Origin of the sequence: Aeromonas cavernicola, from assembly GCF_002795305.1 — a bacterium.
Lineage (GTDB): Bacteria > Pseudomonadota > Gammaproteobacteria > Enterobacterales > Aeromonadaceae > Aeromonas > Aeromonas cavernicola.
This window is the reverse complement of record NZ_PGGC01000031.1, coordinates 1-13924: the sequence shown is the minus strand read 5'-3', so window position 1 is coordinate 13924 and position 13924 is coordinate 1. Positions and strand designations below refer to the sequence as shown.

At 48.3% G+C, this 13924-nt stretch carries 14 protein-coding genes and 2 pseudogenes; 2 read left to right on the top strand and 14 right to left on the bottom strand.

Annotation, left to right across the window (positions count from 1 at the left end; genetic code table 11):
* Window positions 1–209, bottom strand: a pseudogene (locus CUC53_RS03710) (IS1/IS1595 family N-terminal zinc-binding domain-containing protein); the annotation flags it as partial.
* Between the two features lie 73 nt (window positions 210–282).
* Between CUC53_RS03710 and CUC53_RS03705 the strand changes: the two are divergent.
* Window positions 283–573, top strand: a pseudogene (locus CUC53_RS03705) (transposase); the annotation flags it as partial.
* A 130-nt stretch (window positions 574–703) separates the two neighbouring features.
* Here CUC53_RS03705 and CUC53_RS03700 read toward each other — a convergent pair.
* The 13 genes from CUC53_RS03700 to invF form a co-directional block, all read right to left on the bottom strand.
* On the bottom strand, window positions 704–1777 hold the full coding sequence (locus CUC53_RS03700) for an EscU/YscU/HrcU family type III secretion system export apparatus switch protein (RefSeq protein WP_100292900.1): 1074 nt from the start codon (window positions 1775–1777) through the stop codon (window positions 704–706).
* A 1-nt stretch (window position 1778) separates the two neighbouring features.
* Complete coding sequence (sctT, locus tag CUC53_RS03695; RefSeq protein WP_272896751.1) at window positions 1779–2546, bottom strand: type III secretion system export apparatus subunit SctT; 768 nt, start codon at window positions 2544–2546, stop codon at window positions 1779–1781.
* Window positions 2547–2561: 15 nt separating this feature from the next.
* Window positions 2562–2822, bottom strand: a complete 261-nt coding sequence (locus CUC53_RS03690) for an EscS/YscS/HrcS family type III secretion system export apparatus protein (RefSeq protein WP_100292898.1) — start codon at window positions 2820–2822, stop codon at window positions 2562–2564.
* 31 nt (window positions 2823–2853) lie between these two features.
* On the bottom strand, window positions 2854–3519 hold the full coding sequence (locus tag CUC53_RS03685) for an EscR/YscR/HrcR family type III secretion system export apparatus protein (RefSeq protein WP_100292897.1): 666 nt from the start codon (window positions 3517–3519) through the stop codon (window positions 2854–2856).
* Entirely contained in the window at window positions 3509–4414 is a 906-nt protein-coding gene (locus tag CUC53_RS03680; protein WP_100292896.1) for a YscQ/HrcQ family type III secretion apparatus protein, read from the bottom strand. Before CUC53_RS03680 ends, CUC53_RS03685 begins: the two co-directional genes overlap by 11 nt.
* Window positions 4414–5361 (bottom strand): SpaN/EivJ family type III secretion system needle length determinant, encoded by a 948-nt coding sequence (locus tag CUC53_RS03675; RefSeq protein WP_100292895.1) that lies wholly within the window; start codon window positions 5359–5361, stop codon window positions 4414–4416. The genes CUC53_RS03680 and CUC53_RS03675 overlap by 1 nt, the downstream gene beginning before the upstream one ends.
* Window positions 5349–5804 (bottom strand): hypothetical protein, encoded by a 456-nt coding sequence (locus CUC53_RS03670; RefSeq protein ID WP_157798188.1) that lies wholly within the window; start codon window positions 5802–5804, stop codon window positions 5349–5351. The genes CUC53_RS03675 and CUC53_RS03670 overlap by 13 nt, the downstream gene beginning before the upstream one ends.
* On the bottom strand, window positions 5788–7077 hold the full coding sequence (gene sctN, locus CUC53_RS03665) for a type III secretion system ATPase SctN (RefSeq protein ID WP_100292893.1): 1290 nt from the start codon (window positions 7075–7077) through the stop codon (window positions 5788–5790). Before sctN ends, CUC53_RS03670 begins: the two co-directional genes overlap by 17 nt.
* Entirely contained in the window at window positions 7074–7484 is a 411-nt protein-coding gene (locus tag CUC53_RS03660) for an InvB/SpaK family type III secretion system chaperone (RefSeq protein ID WP_100292892.1), read from the bottom strand. The genes sctN and CUC53_RS03660 overlap by 4 nt, the downstream gene beginning before the upstream one ends.
* A 66-nt stretch (window positions 7485–7550) precedes the next feature.
* Window positions 7551–9620, bottom strand: a complete 2070-nt coding sequence (locus tag CUC53_RS03655; RefSeq protein ID WP_100292891.1) for an EscV/YscV/HrcV family type III secretion system export apparatus protein — start codon at window positions 9618–9620, stop codon at window positions 7551–7553.
* 16 nt (window positions 9621–9636) lie between these two features.
* Complete coding sequence (sctW, locus tag CUC53_RS03650; protein WP_272896750.1) at window positions 9637–10788, bottom strand: type III secretion system gatekeeper subunit SctW; 1152 nt, start codon at window positions 10786–10788, stop codon at window positions 9637–9639.
* A complete protein-coding gene (gene sctC, locus CUC53_RS03645; RefSeq protein WP_100292889.1) occupies window positions 10766–12493 on the bottom strand; it encodes a type III secretion system outer membrane ring subunit SctC in 1728 nt (575 codons plus the stop codon). Before sctC ends, sctW begins: the two co-directional genes overlap by 23 nt.
* Window positions 12490–13254 (bottom strand): AraC family transcriptional regulator InvF, encoded by a 765-nt coding sequence (gene invF, locus CUC53_RS03640; protein ID WP_100292888.1) that lies wholly within the window; start codon window positions 13252–13254, stop codon window positions 12490–12492. Before invF ends, sctC begins: the two co-directional genes overlap by 4 nt.
* A 177-nt stretch (window positions 13255–13431) precedes the next feature.
* Here invF and CUC53_RS03635 point away from each other — a divergent pair, with 177 nt between their 5' ends.
* Entirely contained in the window at window positions 13432–13860 is a 429-nt protein-coding gene (locus CUC53_RS03635; protein ID WP_100292901.1) for an IS1 family transposase, read from the top strand.
* Window positions 13861–13924: the final 64 nt, after the last annotated feature.

Genomic DNA, 13924 nt, shown 5'->3' with positions numbered 1-13924 from the left:
GCCGTTGAAGGCCATATCAACAATCTTGTCTTTGACGCCAGGCTTGCGGGCTTCATAGGTGTAGGTGAGCTGAAACACGTGCACACAGACGGGGCAACGATAGCGAACATGGCCGGCAGGGGTCTTCCCATGGCGATATACGTGGTCAGAGTTGCAACGAGGGCAGTGAACGGTGATGGATGCCATGAAGCTATGAGTCTCAAAAGCACTCATCATACCAGCTCAACCGATCGGAGGCATCACCACTATTTTTATCTGACAACTCCTTTTGGGATAGGTTCTAAGTCTTGGTGCAGTAAATGGCAGACGCTGTCGGCCTATTTTAAATATCCAGATTACGTGCGCACCGCGATTTACACGACCAACGCGGTCGAGACGGTGCATCGGCAATTTCGCAAACGGACCAAGACCAAGGGCGGCTTCGCGAACGCAAACAGTTTACTTAAGCTGCTCTACGCCGGTATGTTGCAGGCATCCGAACGCTGGACACACCCAGTGCAGAACTGGGATCTGACACTGTCGCAGCTGTCGATCCACTTCGCCGGCCGACTGGATGGTGATATCGACCTATGATCGTCTGACACAGAATATTGAACACCCTCGGCCGTCAATTTTCTGTCAAAAAACGCTCGACGGACAAAACAGGACGTTGAAAGGTGTTTTAATTGACGTTTTATCTTAAGGTCCTGTACATGAGCTGCTCTTAAACTTCAGAGGAAGTTGAATGGTTATTTTGCTGAATTTCAGCCAGTGCTGCATTTTCAACTTGTTCCAACCACACCAGCAAACGCAGCACTTCATCAATTTCTTCGAGGCTAACAAAATCATAGCGGCGGTGGGTAGCAAAAATTCGCCGCGCCAATTTCACATCCGTCACGACCGGAACCCCCATTTTCTCAGCGTAAGCACGTACCGCTAATGCGCGTTGATTGGTTTCTTTGACTGAGATTAATGGAATGGGCGATAACTCAGGCTTAAAATAGATTCCCATCGCAATATGCATTGGGTTGGCAATAATTAATCGTGAATTTTCAATATCTGACTTTACTTGCTCAGATAAAATTCCCATATGCATTTCGCGGCGGAATGATTTAATCTCTGGGTTTCCATCTTGCTCTTTCATTTCACGCTTCACTTCTTGCTTGTCCATTTTCATTTCTTTCATGAACAAAAAGTACTCTGCCAGCGCATCAAGCAGCAGAACCACGACGATGCATGCTAAACAAATCATCACCAGAGATAACAAAAGCTCTCGCCAGACAATCGCAATAGCAATTGGATCGCCGTTCAACTGTGAAAATAGGATTGCTTTTTTCTTACTCCATAAAACCAAAATAGCCACTACAAAACTGGTTAAATATAGCAACGCCTTGACGACCTCCTTGATGGTTCGCAAGCTAAATAATTTTTTGAAGCCGTTTACCGGATTTAAAGCAGAGAAATTTAATTTCAACGCTTGGCTGGCAAATATAAATCCGCTTTGTAAAAGACTCGGTAAGGCCGATGCCAACACACAAAGCACTAATACCGGCATAAATAGCTTAAAACCCTGCCATATCACGGCTATCACATACCCTTGCATATCCGGTTGCGTTTTATTGGCCAAGACTTGCTGAAAGGCGACCATGAGTTCAATCAGTGAGGCACTCGTTGCCAAATACAGAATACCAAACAAGGTTAAACACGCGACGATCAAATCGCGACTTTTGAATGACTGCCCTTTTTTAGCCGAATCCCGCAATCGCTTTTGTGTCGGTTTTTCTGTTTTGCTTGCCATTTCAATCCTTCTTGCTTTCTTTTAACCAACTAGGTAATTCGGCAGCAGGAAACGCCAGCTGCATGACTCGCTCAGGCAATACAGGACTAAAATAAAGCAAAATAATGAAAAATGCGATTCCACTTTTCACCGTAAGTGATATAGCAAATGCATTCATTTGAGGAGAAAAACGAGATAATAAACCCAGCAGGACTTCCGAAAGTAATAATGCGGCAATAACAGGACTGGCCACCACCAATGCTTGACTGGCAACATTATTAATAAACCACCACAACATCGGTAATACCGGCATACAGCGGCCAAATGGCTGACACAACACATAGCTTTCTCGGAATGTCTCGAGTACTAGCAGCATCCCGCCACCTTGCAAATACACTACGGCGGCAAATATATTTAAAAAATTCGCCATTTCAGAAGTATCAACACCGTTCGCTGGATCAATCGTGCTGCTCAGTGTCGCTCCGCGCTGATTATCTATAATGCTGCCTAGGGCATGAAAAACCCAAAATGGCCATGCCAGCAGAAATCCTAATAACAGACCCAGCATGACTTCACGGCTAAATAGAAAGATAAAATCTATAGTTTGAAAATTTGGCATACGCTCAAGCGTATGAGGCCATATTCCCACGGCCACCAGCATGGTCACCGAGATACGTAGTAATCCGCTTAATATACCGCCATTTAAAAACGGTAAGATAAAAAAAACAGGCGCTAAACGCGCAAATCCAATTGCAGCAGAGGCGACCCAAGTATGGGTTTCAAAATACACCAACGACAAAATTCATTACCCCTTACTCATCGCAAGGCGCATTATTTCCCGCCCAAAACTCACCAGCGTTTCACTATACCAACCCGATAAAAGAAAAAGACAAAGACTAACACCCAGCAGTTTGATGCCAAAAGGTAATGTCTGTTCTTGTAACTGAGTAACTGTTTGGAATAATCCGACCAATAAGCCAATAGCGGTCGCAATAATAATCGGCCACGCCGACATTAACAGCACCAGATACAACGCTTTGTTGCCGGCAAACATCAAATCATTCATTGGCCATACCTTTTATCTTGGGACCTAGGATTTAACTCACTAAATCCAAGTACTGCAAGACTAAACCTCGAGAGAGTAGCGTCCATCCATCCAGCGCAACGAAGAGCACCAGCTTGATCGGGGTCGAAATGGTCACTGGACTCATCATCATCATGCCCAGCGCCAGCAAAATACTGGAGATAACCAAATCGACAACAACAAAAGGGAGATAGAGATAAAAACCAATTTTAAATGCACTTTTGATTTCACTGAGAGCATAGGCTGGCAATAATGCCAAGATCGATGGTCGCTCAATCTCTTCTTGTGGGCCGATTGTCGCCTCATTTTTATCTCGCCCTATCTGAGCTTTTTCAAAAAAGCGAACCAACTCAGGATCAGCATATTTACGTAAATAATCACGGTAACTGTCGAGACCGTTATCGACAAAATTGCTGAGTGCCGAAACACTGGTGAAACTAATTTGCTCTTCCTGAGCGTACTCATACGCTTGCTTTGCAACCGGCATCATCACGAACATCGACAACAAAAGCGCTATACCATTTAATGTCATGTTCGATGGCACTTGCTGTAATCCTAATGCATTACGCACCATGACAAACACGATCGAAAACTTGATAAAGCAGGTCCCCGACGCAACTAAAAATGGCAATAACGTCGAAAATGCCAGTAGCGCAATTAACGATATATCATTCGCCATCTTTGCTCTCATTTAACCAGGTGTTAACTTCAACGCCTAGCTGCCCTTCCAGCTGGACTAATTCGCCATACCCGATAGGTGTGCCATTAGCACGAATTTCCACACGCTGTTCAGCCTGTGCCGGAATAGGCAACAGTTGGCCTTGATACAACGCTTGCAGTTCCGTGAGGGTGAGACGGCAATGATGTAAAACAAACTCTAACTGCACGGGTAACTGCCCTATCTCACGAGCAATACCAGCGTTATCCTGAATTTCTGCTAATTCCGCGTATTCCTGAAACTCCATCACAATCCCTTCTTCAACTTGTTGATATTGGCCTAATGTTTTAGCAAAACAGCGGATCGCAGACACTAGCGTGCTGATTAGCAACACATCGCTGGCTTCCACGCGCGTTAAAAGAGATAAACTGACGCGGCTTTCGCCTATCACCACGCGCACTGGCCAGTGCAAAGCGCTTGGGAGCGGAGCGGAGCGGCCACCCGCTTCATTGATTCGCTCGAACCACACCGGACCAGAACTCGACATTACTTTGAGCATCGCGTGATCAGGTAACCCATCAGCTGACTGCAGCGCCCCTAAGCTGAGCCGTTGATAATGCAACGCAGGTATCTGGAAGAACAACGGTTTTTCCACCGCAGCCAACCAAGCGACAACATAAGGATCAACATCAGCGACAGAAGCCAAACCGGCCATATCCGGGGCCACATGCGCCAACCAATCCCTCGGCCTGAGCCAGCCTTGCCAGCGCTGCTCACCGTCTGCCAGTAGCAGCCACATACCTGTGCGAGGTGGCGAATCAACGGTCACATCCCAGCCTTGTTGTTGCCACTGAGTGGCAATAGTAGCTAAATTGCTCGCTGCCCTATCTCGGCGTTTTAGTGCTAACCTTGACATCAAATCTCTTCATCCTCGTGTTGCTGCTGATGTGGATTTCTCTCCTCACCCCCATCACGAGCCAATTGCCACTTTTGCGGATGGCCAGATTGCCACTGTTCGGTAAGCTGCTGCGTTACCACCGAATCTGAAGGCTGTAGCAGCAAATTGCCGCCGGGGGCTCCTTGCATCGTTACCGTATGCTCTGCCCCCCAGCGGGTGAAACGATAGGTCAGCCCATTAGGTTGCTTGACCGGCATCTCAGCACTCTGTGCTGCAAAAGGTGATGGCGAAGACATATTCATTTTCTGTTCATTAACCGGGTGTAACGTTGTTTTTCGCCCAGCTAGGCTGGTTTGTAACCCAGCAGATCCCGCCCCGTCTTCGCGTACACGGTTTTCTCGCGTATATTTCTGAATAGCCAAACCAGACATCAGCAATGTAGGTAACGACTCAGAGCCGGTGGCAGACAGGATTTCGAATCCGCGCCCATCCGTGCGCGGCACCGTCCGCACCGTTACTCTGTCAGTGTCGGTCTTTGCCAACGCGGAGCTGCCAGATACGATGCCTGAAGATGATGCGGCATTGACTTGCGCAGTGAGTAGCGACAGCGTTTTGGCGGGTTCCGTAACGCCACGCGCAGAGGAAAGCCCACTAGTTAAACCCTCAGTACGGCTTGCATTCAGTGGAGTCATTGTTGTTTGACTCACCGAAGGTTGACCCTTTGATGGGCGATGGCTCACGATATTTCCTGAGCGCACAGCAAGCAATGCCGGCGGTAATGTGTGTGCCAAGACAGGCGTTAGCGAGATCTCATTCGCAGCGTCATCTTGGCTATCATCGTCATGACGTTGTTCAGGATTATTGCCCGCCAGCTCACGCATAACGTTATCCAGCGAGTTCTCCTTCTCGCCCAATGAGGAGGTCGACAACCAACCCGATAGTCCACTTGTATTCACCGGTTCCATAGTGCCACCTCTTCCAGTTCAACCTCATCCTGGCGCAAACGCTGTAGCCGCATTTGGTCACGTTCGCGCGTACTCCAACGTTGGTATTTATGCTCTTTACGTAACCAGAGTTGACGTTCGCGCTGCTGGCGGGTGCGTCGTGAGGCTAGCAGTTGACGCTGCTCATGTAATTGCATACGCTGCAGTGCCAAATTGTGCAATTGATGTTGCAACACCGCTTGCTTTCTCAATTGCGCAAATAATTGATCTCGATTGAGAACCACCCCAGTAACCTGCGGCGAATGTAGCCATTGCTGAACGCCCTCTATCTGACGTTCAAGTGCTTCAGCCTCATGACACAACCCATCATCTTCTCTGCTCAGCTGTACCAACAGAGTTTCACAGCGACACTGTGCTAGCTCACTGCGACGCTGCAAGGCGCGTAATTTAGGAAACAAAGGCATACATGCCTCGCAATGTGTGTTCAAATGTCGAATGCTCATATAACCCTTGTCGTAACCATTGCTGAATTGCATCTCGGGCACTCATGACTCGGTCGTTGTCGGCATTTTCACCAGGGCGATATTCCCCTAAGTCTACAAACAGTTGCAGTTCGTCTAATCGCCCCATCAACATACGTACCGCAGCGGCCAGTTGCTGATGTTCAGAGCTCGTCACCTGACCGGCAACACGGCTGGCACTTTTAAGCACATCGATAGCTGGGTAATGCCCTTGACCGGCCAGTTTGCGGCTAAGATAAATGTGACCATCCAAAATGGAGCGGATTTCATCAGCCATCGGATCCGGCTCATCATCACTTTCTATCAGTACGGTATAAAATGCGGTAATACTTCCCGTACCGACGGCACCAGGGCGTTCAAGCAAACGCGGTAAGCTATCAAACACCGACGCGGGATAACCGCGCCGCGCAGGAGTCTCGCCTGAAGCCAATGCAACATCGCGCAGAGCACGGGCATAGCGAGTCATCGAGTCCACAAATAGGACGACCCGTTTTCCCTGATCGCGAAATAATTCCGCCACAGTGGTCGCCAGCAGTGCCGCATTACACCGATCCACTGAGGAAAAATCCGATGTCGCAAAGACCAAAACACAGCGCTCACGTTTAGGGGATGCGCGCAGGGCCTCGGCAAATTCCGTGACTTCGCGCCCTCGTTCACCAATAAGGCCAATAACGAACACATCCGCTTCGGTCTGTTCAATCAGCATGTGCATGAGCAGGGTTTTACCGCATCCCGCCGATGCAAAAATACCGACCCGTTGGCCAACGCCGCAAGTGAGCAAACCATCTATCGAACGAACGCCAGTCAGCAAAGGCTCGTGTATCCCGACTCGTTGGGAGTAAGACGGAGGAGCCGCATCCACGCCCCGTTCCTCAGCCGCAAGGCTCCGTTGAGGAGCAAACCGCTCAACAACGACGCCTGTCGGGTCGAGCACCGCGCCCAGTACCGATTCGCCAACCCAAGCGGATAATGCCCTCCCCGTGGGTTGCAGTACCGCCTCGCGGGTCAACCCTCTCGCGCTACCAATCAAACTCAACACGGCATACTCGCGCTGTAAGCTAACCACTTGAGCACGGGCCACGATGTCACGCTCTCGCCAGTTTCGACGAATTTCACACAACTCACCAATTGCCACTCCGGGTAGCGCAGCCTCGATCATCGGGCCGGAAACACGTAATGGATGCGCTAACTGGCGCAGTAAGCGTGGTGCACTCATCGCAATAACGACCCCACAAAATGATCCAGCTGATCAAAAAAACTGTTCAACGCTTCTGCAAATTGACGACCATCGCTGAGGTAATTCGGATGGATTTGTGCTTTTAATACGAGCTCGCCGTCTTGAATATCCAGCTGCAACTGACCACTACGGGTAATATGACACCCTTGCATCAGAGCCTGTAATAACTCGGCCGCCCGTTGCTCAAGCAATACAGCACTTTGTTCACCTAGGAGTGACCATAACCAGACCGCACCATCATCCTGCTGGCTGATGTGAATGCTGGGTAAATCATGCAAGTCGATAGCTATCGTTGAATGGCTATCCAATCGCTCAGTCAACGACTTCTCACAACCACTTTCTTGCAGTGCTGACTTAACCAGTTGTGCCATATCTAATGAGTACATAGACGACTTCCTTTACAAGCATGGTTTTTATGAACATGAGTTTTATAAACATTGCAGAGAGCAACGTTATATTGTCTTAATGACGTGCACGGAAACGCTGTCAGCTATCTCACCAAAGGACAGCACCTCCAAATCCCGAAAACGTGTTTCAACCAGCTTTTTGATAAAGCGGCGCACATCCACGGAGGTCAACAGCACAACATCTTTGTAGGAGGTACCTAAAGCATCGAGCCCTAGCGCAAACATATCCATCAACTCTTCGGAGACTGCGGGCTCTAAATTGAGAAAGGTGCCACCGGATGTCTGCCGTATGCCTTTACGTACTAGCTCTTCCACATCAGCAGAAGTCATGACAACGCGCAGTTCACCGCCATAGGCAAATTTGTGGCAGATATAGCGGGCCATCGCGCCGCGTAAATGCTCGACCAGATTAATTACGTCTTTTTCACGTGGTGCCCAGAGCGCCAAGGCTTCCATCAGCAGTTTCATGTTGCGTACCGAAATTCGCTCAGCGAGCAGACGCTGTAATACTTCGGCAATGCGCTGTACCGTGGTATGCCGTAATACCTCTTTCAACAGATCGGGGTATTTTTGCTCCAGCTTATCCAACATATGTTTGGTCTCTTGCACGCCAAAGTATTCGTTCACATTGCGGGCTAACAACGCCACTAAACAGTGATACAGCTCATCTAACGCAGGGCGTAACTGGTAGCCGAGCTTGGCCAGTTTTTCGCTATCATCCGGCGCCACCCAAGCACACTGGCTATTACCGTGTTGAGAAAAGACGGTTTGAATACCCAGAGACTGAATCTCATCTGAATAGTTAACCACGTGCACCATATCGAAGTTCAGCTCGAATTGCTCAGCACGTACCTCGTTAATCAAGACCACCACTGCGTTATCAGACAGCCCCTCGCCTTCATGCAATAGCATGTCAGGAAGACATACGCCGTAATCGATAAAAAATTGACTACGCAAACGCGCGACGATCTGGGCCTTTTCTAGTGGCCCTTGATGTGCTTTTGACACCAGCAAAATCAGAGGCACGGTTTCTGAGGTGACATTATTGAGATCGCTGATCAATCCCAACGAGCTCTCAGAGCTTTCTCTCCCCGCCACGCCAGTGTTGGCAAATGTGGCTGCACCCGCACTACTGCGTTCGGCTGGCGCTTGTTGGGTCTGGCGATGCTTGAAATAAAACAAGATGCCTAACGCAGAAGCCAAAATAAAGAACACCAATGCAGGAAAGCCAGGCAATAGGCCTACCGACAGGGCCAAAATCGCGGTGACTAGCAACACAAAGGGATTACCCAGTAACTGCCCCATGATATTGCGCCCCATGTTATCGCCATCACCGTTAACGCGAGTGACGATAAAGCCCGCACTGATAGCAATCAGTAATGCGGGGATTTGGGCCACCAAGCCATCACCGATGGTGAGCATCGTGTAGACTGACAAGGCAGAAGATAAATCCATGCCATGCTGGGTCATTCCCACCGAAATGCCGCCAATGAAGTTAACAAAAATCACGATGATGCCAGCAATCGCATCACCTTTAACGAATTTCATTGCGCCATCAAAAGAGCCGTATAGCTGACTTTCTCGCTCCAGAACACTGCGCCGGCTGCGCGCACCTTCTGCATCGATAATGCCGGCTTTCAGATCAGCATCAATACTCATCTGCTTACCCGGCATGCCATCTAAAGAGAAGCGTGCGGCTACCTCAGCCACCCGTTCTGAGCCTTTGGTAATAACGATGAACTGCACAATGGTCACGATTGAAAACACCACAAAACCAACCGCCAGACTATCGCCAATCACAAATTGACCAAAACTATCAATAATGTTACCAGCATCCGCTTCAAGGAGGATCAAGCGGCTAGTACTTATCGAAAGTGCTAAGCGAAATAATGTGGTAATCAATAACACCGCAGGAAAGGTAGAGAAACTTAAAATGCGATCGATATAAAACGACCCCATAAATACCAAAATCGACAGCACAATATTGGTCGCAATTAAAAAATCGACCAAATATGTCGGTAATGGAATGATCAACATGGCAATGATCATTACCATTAACAGCAGAATCAGTAATTCTGGCCGCGAACGTACCGCATTAAGCATCGAAATAAACACTGTCAATCATCCTGATTCATTCTGTCAGAAGGGATTTTTTTTCACTCTGTTGACGACGTTGTTCAATTTGTTCTTGCCGATAAGCAATGGAAGACATCTCACGTAATGCCTCAAGTGTGAGAGCATGACCGTTCTCATCAAGAAACAGTGCTGGCGGTAAGGCCTTGCAGGCCAAATACAACACCTGCAACAACGCAGAATGTTCACTATACCGACTAAGCAATGCTTGACGCCCCACAGTGTCGGCTAGAAATGTATCTAGCGCGAGAGGTTGCTGTAAGAGTGACAACATCAACACCAGCCAATCTTGCTCATGCGGATTTACCGCTTGAATGACGGGATTAGCTAACAAGCGCTGGACAAACAGCGTATCGGCGGACCGCAATAATTTAAGTTGGCTAAGTCTCCCTAGGAAATAACCGAACTCCCGACGCGAACAGCTGGCATCTTGCGCATTGATATCCGCTAACATGGCGCTTTCAATAAAATCTAAAGCCAACACTCGGCGCTGATAGCCATAGCTACTGATCCAATCGGTATATACATCCACTTCAGCTGCGTCACTTTGTAAAAACTGACGGTAGCTCGCACGTAATAAACGCGGATGTAGATCTAATGTTTTGCCAAATAAGCGCGATTTCAGTGCGCTGTTGATCCCCGCGTTAAGTAATTTAGGATCCGCCTCTGCCTCAACATGCTGAAGTAAGGCTCGCAGGCTCTGCGCGACCAGCTCATCCATCTTGCGCCGCCGCAACAGCTCACGCAGTACCAATACCAAATCGCTATCATCAGGGAATAAAGCCCGCGCTTGTTTTAATAGCTCCTCGGGACTCACTTTATGACCTTTAGCCACCAACAAAATCTGGTTCGCTTTCGGTAACGCATCCTCTTCCAACACCCGTTCAAAACTGTCGGTCAATCGCTCTGATTTTTTCTCAAAATCTCGGCGATTTCGAAATTGCGCCATGGCCGCCGCCATTTCATCGGCAGACTGAATGAAACGCTGCACTTCTGCTGCCGGAGAATCGCTAGCGCGCATAGAGTCGGCTTGGCTAGCATCACCTTGGCGTACGAGATCGCGCTGCGCATCTTGCTTAGCCACTTGCTTGGTAGAAAGTACTCCCGGCATCGGGGCCGGACGCGGTCTAATTTCCATACGTAAACTCACGTACATCACGATCTAAATAGCTACGTACCCATTTTTGCAATGGCACACTGTCCACATCGATCCCGCTCTTGACCGCTAACGTGGCAGCAAACTCACTCGCGTCTTGCGCCAATGGCTCGGTGATTTCACGCGGTTGGATCAGAAACACTCGCACGGTATTGTTCATACTGGTGCTGCGATACCGAAATAACCCGCCGACGACAGGCAAATCGCCAAGAAAAGGCACTTTCGCTGTATCCGCTGTATTGGCATCACGAGTATATCCACCAATGAGCAAACTCTTATCTTGGGGCACCCGCGCCACGGTACTGATGTGGGTACGTCCGACTTCCGGTAATGATTCAGGGCGCTCGGTATCCGGCGTTTTGAAATCGTTGCCATCTTCTATGTTCAACGACATTTCTATCTGGCCATCAGCAGAAAACCGCGGCAATACACTCACCAACGTGCCGTATGTCACATGAGCCAAGCTGGAGTTACGTTCACCAATCAACTTGGTGTAAAAAGTTCGGCTGTTATCAAAAATGGCGGGCACATTTTCTTGTGTCAGTACCACTGGGCGAGAAATGACGGTAGCCTTCTTTTTTTGCTCAAGAGCTTTAATTGAGGCTATAAAACGACGCCCATCCAGAGTGCTTATTGAGCTGGCCTGATTCAGTGTCACACCAAAGGTGTTCCCCACGACAGCACTGCCACTCCAGCTCACGCCGAGTTGCTCCAGATCCTCTCGATTCAGATCGATAATCCACAAGGACAACTCAACATGGCGTTTAGCAACATCAAGAGCCGTCGCCAATTGCTCGATAAAATGTACCTGCGCTGACGTGCCTTTGATCAACAAACTATTCGTATCGGGATACGCGATAACTTTAATTTCACTCGCCGACACTGGTTGTTTTAATGCCTCAGCAAGGCCGACTTCATTGCTATAGGCTCGTGTAGTAGTCTCACCATCACGGGTAAAATCCGGCATCGCTGGAATATCGGCACGTACTGCGGGTTGACGTGACGAAATCGCGCCCCCACTCACCACATTTTGTAGTGCGCCACTTTCATCTTTTAATAACTGCTCAATAACCGTTGCCATACCAGGAATGACAATTTTTTGATCGCGTAGTGCATAAACGCGATCACTAACAAACGTGTTATTAAGCCGTACCACACCGATTTTTTGCAGACCTAACTCAATACCATCATTTTGCTTATCCAGCATATTGGCGGTATTAATGACCAGGTCGACAAATACTGGAGGGCCAGAGACATAAAAGGTCCCATTACTCCCATCGCCACGCAAAGGGTAGCGTTTATCGTAAAGACCTGAACGACGTAAAAAATCATTAAATGCCGACAGTGACATACTTCGAAGTGATATCACGGCATTGCGTATTTCACTAGCATCATAGACATAAATAGCCTGGCCATCGTGATACCAGACTAATCCCAATTGCTGTGAAAGTATTTCCATCAGCACTTGGGAATTACTAAAATCAAAATCACCACTGATCTGTTTGCGCGCCGCTAATTTACTCACGATGACTGGTTTTTTAAGTTGAATCGCCAACGCATCAAAAAAACTACGCAAGCTCTCATTTCGGGCTACATAGCCATTCGCCGCTCCCTGCACAGACTCTGATGCATCTACCGAAAACCAAAAAAACAATGGAATGCATGCAATCAGCCATGCACACAGAAGATTTTTTTTCATTTGCTAGCCAGTTGAATAATGTTCGACAATCTGCGCGGCGACACTCCGAGCAGCTCTCTAACTTCATTTGAAAAATGTGATGACGACGCATATCCATGCTTAATTGCGACTTGGGTCAGATTCTCCTGTCCCTCGACCACATCTAACAATGACCTAGCCATCCGCCAATCACGTAATTGAGCTTTCGCTGCACTACCTAATGCATGGCGACATAAGCGGCGAAAATGAGAATAAGAAACACCATAACGTTTACCGAGCTCTTGCACAGTGTTATCACATGTTGATTGTGCAAGTAGAAATCGTACCAGCCAGTAACTCTCACTCAAGCGTAATAAAGCAAGTAAATTGCGAAACTCCTGCTTTGGAGCCAAAATTTGCTGTAAAAACCAATGCTCACAGCGTTTTTTATCCCCCAAGATAGACACATCGTGTAATTGCAATGGCGACCAAGTAGGGCGATCTGTTTCAAATACGCTGGTATTACTCGCCTCATCAATAAAAGCCAGTAATTTACTCAGAGTTTCTAAGCGAAGAGAGCGTATCGGTAGATCACCATTAACAACACGAACATTCACACTGTCGAGTAATAGCAACCAACTGCCGTTGACCTCCCAGCTCGTCACCGCACAGTCACATGAGAATTCCAATTGCAGCGTACAATCATCCTCTACCTGTAATAACCACACGTCCTGCTCAGGCACTCTACGCTTACAGCCCAGCTTGAGAATTTCCTGTTGATTCAATACATCGTGATCTGCCATTTGCCAACACCTAGCCAGGTCCGAGGTATAATCATTAAAGTGCCTAAGCCTTATAAAATCCTGATGAAAATATAATGGTCAACCTGAGCTCGGGATAAAAAACGGCGTAAAAATGAACGGGTGATGCCTCCGATCGGTTGAGCTGGTATGATGAGTGCCTTTGAGACTCATAGCTTCATGGCATCCATCACCGTTCACTGCCCTCGTTGCAACTCTGACCACGTATATCGCCATAGGAAGACCCCTGTCGGCCATGTTCGCTATCGTTGCCCCGTCTGTGTGCACGTGTTTCAGCTCACCTACACCTATGAAGCCCGCAAAGACAAGATTGTTGATATGGCCTTCAACGGCTCAGGTGTTCGTGATACTGCTTGCGTCCTCAAGATAGGCTTTATCACCAGTGATGACTGGGGAAGCTATGCCAGAGAGGTGCCGAGCAAGATGCATCTGACTGGGAAGATATTCACCCAGCGTATCGAGCGTAACAACCTGACGCTCAGCACGCGCATCAAGCGATTGGCTCGCAAGACCATCTGCTTCTCTCGTTCCATTGAGCTCCACGAGAAAGTGATTGGCGCCTTTATAGAAAGGCACTATTTCAACTGATTGGAGGCATTACCGTCTGTTGTTTGATCCCGCCCGTATTGCATACTTGCTGGCATGACCAAAA